The sequence below is a fragment of the Chryseobacterium sp. GW823-FHT05E08 genome, from assembly GCF_058795655.1.
In genome coordinates this window covers 1-527 of the sequence record NZ_JBXAHY010000013.1, presented here as the reverse complement: position 1 = coordinate 527, position 527 = coordinate 1, and the positions used below count along the sequence as shown (strand labels likewise).

Below are 527 nucleotides of genomic sequence, written 5' to 3'. Positions count from 1 at the left end.
TTGAGCGAAAGACGAGGGTCGAACTCGCGACATTCAGCTTGGAAGGCTGACGCTCTACCAACTGAGCTACTTTCGCAATTTTGTTTCCAAAACTATTGGTTAACGCTTCACAAATTTAGGAAAATCCTTTTTAATTTGCAATTTTTTTTTCAATATAAACTGTGGGAAGAGCAGGATTCGAACCTGCGAAGCCGAAGCAACTGAGTTACAGTCAGTCCCATTTAGCCACTCTGGAATCTTCCCGAATGTTTATATTAAAACAGAGCCTCCAGAGGGACTCGAACCCACGACCTGCTGATTACAAATCAGCTGCTCTAGCCAACTGAGCTATGGAGGCAATTTTAATATTGTGACTGAAAGCTTTTGAGAAAATTCTACTCTAAGCTTTTCAGTAGTTAAAAAAATCATTCTTTTCAGTCTGACTTCTTGAGCGAAAGACGAGGGTCGAACTCGCGACATTCAGCTTGGAAGGCTGACGCTCTACCAACTGAGCTACTTTCGCAATTTTGTTTCCAAAACTATTGGTT

Annotated in this window: 4 tRNA genes; all 4 read right to left on the bottom strand. The window is 41.6% G+C overall.

Features of this window, described 5'->3' with window-relative positions:
• Window positions 1-3: 3 nt before the first annotated feature.
• Window positions 4-76 (bottom strand) — tRNA-Gly (locus AC1Q7L_RS22115).
• An 86-nt stretch (window positions 77-162) separates the two neighbouring features.
• Window positions 163-243 (bottom strand) — tRNA-Tyr (locus AC1Q7L_RS22110).
• 20 nt (window positions 244-263) lie between these two features.
• A tRNA-Thr gene (locus AC1Q7L_RS22105) sits at window positions 264-337 on the bottom strand.
• A 92-nt stretch (window positions 338-429) separates the two neighbouring features.
• Window positions 430-502, bottom strand: a tRNA-Gly gene (locus tag AC1Q7L_RS22100).
• Between the last annotated feature and the right edge of the window lie 25 nt (window positions 503-527).